The following is a 5354-nucleotide window of genomic DNA, read 5'->3' as shown; positions in this document are numbered from 1 at the left end:
ATAGTGCGTAAGTCCTAGTATAGAATATACACCTAAATGAACGAGAAAAGTGTTGGAATATGATAGTTGAATAATAATTGTTCTTTTTTATGTGAAATATGGCTTGTCAAGAAATTTGAACTGAGGAGGTCAGTTTTGGGAAATAAAATTCCATTTTTAAAATTTTTAATTTATTGTTTTTGTGTTCGAACAACAATAGATATGTTTATTTGAAACTGTAAAAGTAGTCATATAGATATAGCGACTAAACAAATCTTGTTATTAGGTTTTATTATGTATAGCTGCACTTCTTATATTCTTAAATTTTTATTGAATTCTATTCATTCTGATCTACCCAAATACTATTCACAGTAAGTATTACAGTCTTCACAATTTTTGTTGTGCTTAAGATGTAATCCCTCAGTAATATTGATTATTACTGTCATTTATCTCACAAATTTCAATCATTCCGTAAAAACATTTCAATGGTTTTACGTGGAAACATACAACTTTAAAAAAGCACTTTGATCGTTAAAGTATGAAATATCACTTGACTACAAAGTAGGGAAAGGAAAACACCATGCCAATTTATAATGCACCACTGAAAGATATGGACTTTATTTTAAACGATGTGTTTAAAGCAGAAGAGTTCTGGCAAAGTAATGAAAATTTAGCTCATTTAGATATGGCAACAGCCAATGCCATTCTAGAAGAAATGGCTAAATTTTCTAAAAATGTCATTTTAGATTTAAATCGTTCAGCAGATGAATCTGGTGGTGCAGAATTTAATAATGGTGTGGTAACAACACCCGCAGGCTTTAAAGATGCTTTTAATCAATTTGCACGTGGTGGTTGGATTGGTTTAGGTGCAAATGAAGAATGGGGTGGCCAAGGCATGCCTAAAATGCTGACGGTCCTTGCTGATGAAATGATTTGGAGTACAAATCCATCATTTATGTTATATCCACTCCTTACCGTTGGTGCGGGTATGGCCATTAATGACCGTGCATCTCAAGAGCAAAAAGAAACCTATTTACCTAAAATGTATACGGGTGAGTGGTCAGGTACCATGTGTTTAACTGAACCACACTCAGGAACAGATTTAGGTATTATTAAAACCAAAGCTGAACCGAATGAAGATGGTTCTTATAACATTACTGGAACTAAAATTTTCATTACCAGTGGTGAGCATGATTTATGTGACAACATTATTCATCTTGTCTTGGCGAAAACACCAAATGCACCAGCGGGTTCACGCGGTATTTCATTATTTATTGTGCCTAAATTTTTAGTCAATGCGGATGGTTCGTTGGGTGAACGTAATGCGGTGGCTGCAGGTTCAATTGAACATAAGATGGGGATTAAAGGTTCATCAACTTGTGTCATGAATTTTGATGGTGCGAAAGGCTTCATGGTTGGTAAAGAAAATGAAGGCTTAGCAGGTATGTTTGTCATGATGAACTACGAACGTTTGTCTATGGGAATTCAAGGTGTTGGTGCATCTGAATATGCATATCAAAATGCGGCACAATATGCGACAGATCGTTTACAAGGCCGTGCAACCACAGGTGCGAAATCTCCTGAAAAGCCAGCAGATTCAATTTTAGTACATGGTGATGTACGCCGTATGTTATTGAATGTACGTGCTAATAATGAAGCGTCACGTGCATTTGCCGTATATGTAGGTCAACAACTAGATATTACAAAGTACTCAACAGATGCAGAGGTTGTTCGTAAAGCCAATGACCGTGTTGCATTATTAACGCCAATTGCCAAAGCCTATTTAACAGATACAGCATTGCAAGCTACTTTAGAAGCTCAAATGTGCTTTGGTGGGCATGGTTATATTCGTGAATGGGGTATGGAACAATGTATTCGTGATTTACGCATCGCACAAATTTATGAAGGTACCAATGGTGTGCAGGCCATTGATTTAATTGGTCGTAAAACCACAAAATGTGCGGGCGCATTTATTGCAGAATATATTGCTGAAATTCGTGAGTTTGCGACGACATTAGATGATCAATTGAGTATTAAAGCAACCACTCAAAAAGTATGTGATGAACTTGAAGCACTGACCACCTTTATTGTTGAGCAATCTAAACTCAATTCTGATTTTAGTAATTCAGTTGCTGTGGATTATTTACATGCAGTTGGTCTACTCAGTTTTACCTATATGTATGCCCGTATTAGTCAAGCTGCACAGCAAAAAACTGAAGTATTTTTCCAAAATAAATTAGTTTTAGCACAGTATTTTGCAGCAAAAGTACTGCCAGACTTAGCTGCACGTACACAACGTATTCATGCTGGTGCTGAATTGGTTATGCAATTGCCTGAAGAATATTTCACCGCTCAGGCATAAGTCGCTGTAAAAATAGGATGAAAAAATAAATGATTGTTATTGTAGATGCTGTACGTACAGCAATGGGTGGTTTTCAAGGTTCTCTTTCATCTTGTAGCGCACCCACTTTAGGTGCAACGGCAATTAAAGCAGTTGTAGAGCGTGCAAAATTACAAGCAAGCGATATTGATGAAGTGATTTTTGGCTGTGTGTTGCCAGCTGGTTTAAAGCAAGGACCTGCACGTCAAGCAATGCGTCAAGCTGGGTTACCCGATGCAACTGGTGCAACCACCATTAATAAAATTTGTGGTTCTGGTATGAAAGCAGTAATGCAAGCTGCTGATGCAATTAAAGCCGGTTCTGCAGAAATTGTAGTTGCTGGTGGTATGGAATCTATGTCGAATGCACCTTATATTTTAGATAAGGCACGTTCAGGCTACCGTATGGGACATGGCAAAATTACAGATCACATGTTCCAAGAAGGTTTAGAAGATGCTGAAACAGGTCTTTCTATGGGAATATTGGCACAGGATATGGCAGATCAAAAAGGCTATACCCGTGAACAACAAGATGCTTTTGCCATTCAGTCATTAAATAAAGCAGTAACGGCTATTCACAGTGGTTTCTTTAAAGATGAAATTGTCCCTGTGACAGTAACTAGCCGTAAAGGTGATGTTGTTGTAGATACAGATGAACAACCACTAAATGCAAAACCAGAAAAGATTCCAACGCTACGTCCTGCATTTAAAAAAGATGGCACCATTACTGCTGCAAATGCCAGTTCAATTTCAGATGGTGCATCTGCATTGGTCATTACTTCAGATGAAATAGCAACGGCTCGTGGGTTAAAACCATTAGCCAATATTGTTGCTTATGCTACTCACTCACAACATCCTTCAGAATTTACTATTGCACCTGTGGGTGCGGTTGAAAAAGTCTTGAAAAAAGCAGGCTGGACAGCTCAAGAGGTTGATCTTTGGGAAGTCAATGAAGCTTTTGCTATGGTGACCATGGCAGCAATCGATGCATTTGATTTAGATGAAGCCAAAGTCAATATTCACGGTGGCGCGTGTTCTTTGGGGCATCCACTCGGTTCATCTGGTTCACGTATTATTGTGACTTTAATTCATGCATTAAAACGTACAGGTGGCAAAAAAGGAATTGCAGCACTGTGTATTGGTGGTGGTGAAGCAACTGCAATAGCAGTTGAACTTATTTAATACACTTCGCAATTTTCTTTTGAGATTTTTATGATGAACGGTTTAGATCGCATTCGTTTGCATGCTTTGCATGATAAAGTTATGACCGCAGAACAAGCAATTGAATTAATTCAAGATGGTGCTGTAGTTGGCTTAAGTGGTTTTGGTGGTGCAGGTGAAGCAAAAGTGGTACCACTTGCTTTAGCAGATCATGCAGTAACACATCCTTTACGTATTACAATTGCAACAGGTGCAAGCTTAGGTAATCGTATTGATGGTCGTTTAAATGATGCTCATGCTATTGCACGACGTTATCCCTATCAGGCAGATCCAGGCTTAAGAAAATCGATTAATGCTGGTGAAGTCATGTATATTGACCAGCATTTATCTGAAATGGCAGATAACATTCGCCATCATAATTTGCCAAAAACTAATGTTGCTATTATTGCTGCAACTGCAATTACAGAAGATGGTCAAATTATTCCGACAGGATCATGTGGTAATTCTGCAAACTTCATTGAAATGGCAGATCATGTCATTATTGAAATTGACACCACTATTAATCCTATTTTAGAAGGGGTACATGATATTTATGTGCCTAAAACTCGTCCAAATCGTGGCCCAATACCATTAACACATGTTGGTGATCGTATTGGTACTGCTGGTATTTGTGTGAGCCCAGAGAAAATATCTGCAATTGTGATCAATGAAATCCCAGATACCTCATTTGGTATGGATGAACCAGATGCTGAAACACTTTCAATTGCCAAGCATTTAATCCACTTTTTTGAAGGGGAAGTTGCAGCAGGACGTTTGCCTGAAAATTTAGGACCATTACAATCGGGTGTGGGGTCTATTGCAAACGCCGTATTCTCTGGTTTTGAACATTCTAATTTTCATGATTTAGAAATGTATTCTGAAGTATTACAAGACTGTGCTTTCCAATTGTTAGATTCTGGAAAAATGAAGTTTGCTTCAGGTTGTTCAATGACATTGTCAGATCCATGTTTTGCACATGTGATGAAAAACTTTGATCAGTACAAAGATAAAATTGTGTTGCGCCCACAAGAAATTTCAAATAACCCTGAAATTATTCGTCGTTTAGGCATTATTGCCATCAATACAGCATTAGAGTTTGATATTTACGGGAATGTAAATTCAACACATGTGACTGGAACAAAAATGATGAATGGTATTGGTGGTTCAGGTGATTTCACTCGTCATGCACATATTGCTATTTTTGTAACGAAATCGATTGCGAAAGGTGGTGCAATTTCATCTGTGGTGCCAATGGTGAGTCATACAGATCATACCGATCATGATGTCGATGTTTTGGTGACAGAACAAGGTTTAGCAGATTTACGTGGTTTAGCACCTCGTGAACGTGCACTGAAAATTATTGAGATTTGCGCACATCCAGATTATAAGCAAGAGTTACTCAGTTATTTTGAGCGAGCTTGTGAGCGCGGTGGGCATACGCCACATCTTTTAGAAGAAGCATTGTCTTGGCATGCTAATTTTGAAGAAACAGGTCATATGAAAAGTGCTTAAATATTTTTAGTAATTAAAAAAGCCTTAGAATTTTCTAAGGCTTTTTTATGTTTGATCTAAAAATTATTGAGCTTGTGCGAGTAGTTTTGCACGTGCTTGATGTAGTTTCTGATAACTATCAATTAAGCGCTGAACCATCAACAGATCCTAAGACAGCATCCATACGTTCATCACCAAACATACGACGGAAATTCACAACAGAATCGTCAAGTTCCATTTCATCATCTAAGACAACTTCAAGAACAACGTCCATACATTGATAGAACGTAAGCGTCCGCTGAATC

3 protein-coding genes and 1 pseudogene are annotated in these 5354 nt (G+C 37.9%); 3 read left to right on the top strand and 1 reads right to left on the bottom strand.

What is annotated here, in order from left to right; all coding sequences use genetic code 11:
• The first annotated feature begins 559 nt into the window (after positions 1-559).
• The 3 genes from GW12_RS04845 to GW12_RS04835 are packed head-to-tail and all read left to right on the top strand — an operon-like array spanning position 560 to position 5070.
• Positions 560-2341 carry an acyl-CoA dehydrogenase C-terminal domain-containing protein gene (locus GW12_RS04845; protein WP_034584244.1) on the top strand — a complete coding sequence of 594 codons (1782 nt, stop codon included), beginning with the start codon at positions 560-562 and terminating at the stop codon, positions 2339-2341.
• A 29-nt stretch (positions 2342-2370) separates the two neighbouring features.
• The gene (locus tag GW12_RS04840) at positions 2371-3540 is read left to right on the top strand and encodes a thiolase family protein (RefSeq protein ID WP_034584241.1); all 1170 of its coding nucleotides are present in this window, start codon (positions 2371-2373) and stop codon (positions 3538-3540) included.
• A 30-nt stretch (positions 3541-3570) separates the two neighbouring features.
• A complete protein-coding gene (locus tag GW12_RS04835) occupies positions 3571-5070 on the top strand; it encodes a succinate CoA transferase (RefSeq protein ID WP_034584238.1) in 1500 nt (499 codons plus the stop codon).
• Positions 5071-5133: 63 nt separating this feature from the next.
• On the opposite strand, the pseudogene GW12_RS15345 reads toward GW12_RS04835, so the two are convergent.
• A pseudogene (locus tag GW12_RS15345) lies at positions 5134-5354 on the bottom strand (hypothetical protein); the annotation flags it as partial.

It is taken from the genome of Acinetobacter sp. HR7 (genome assembly GCF_000773685.1).
GTDB classification, from domain to species: Bacteria; Pseudomonadota; Gammaproteobacteria; order Pseudomonadales; family Moraxellaceae; genus Acinetobacter; species Acinetobacter thermotolerans.
Note: the sequence above shows the minus strand (reverse complement) of the source record. Positions and strands in the feature narration are given on the sequence as shown.

Excerpts from the sequence above, each read along its gene's own strand:
- GW12_RS04840 (WP_034584241.1), top strand. The coding sequence starts at position 2,371 with ATGATTGTTATTGTAGATGCTGTACGTACAGCAATGGGTGGTTTTCAA.
- GW12_RS04835 (WP_034584238.1), top strand. The coding sequence starts at position 3,571 with ATGATGAACGGTTTAGATCGCATTCGTTTGCATGCTTTGCATGATAAA.
- GW12_RS04845 (WP_034584244.1), top strand. The coding sequence starts at position 560 with ATGCCAATTTATAATGCACCACTGAAAGATATGGACTTTATTTTAAAC.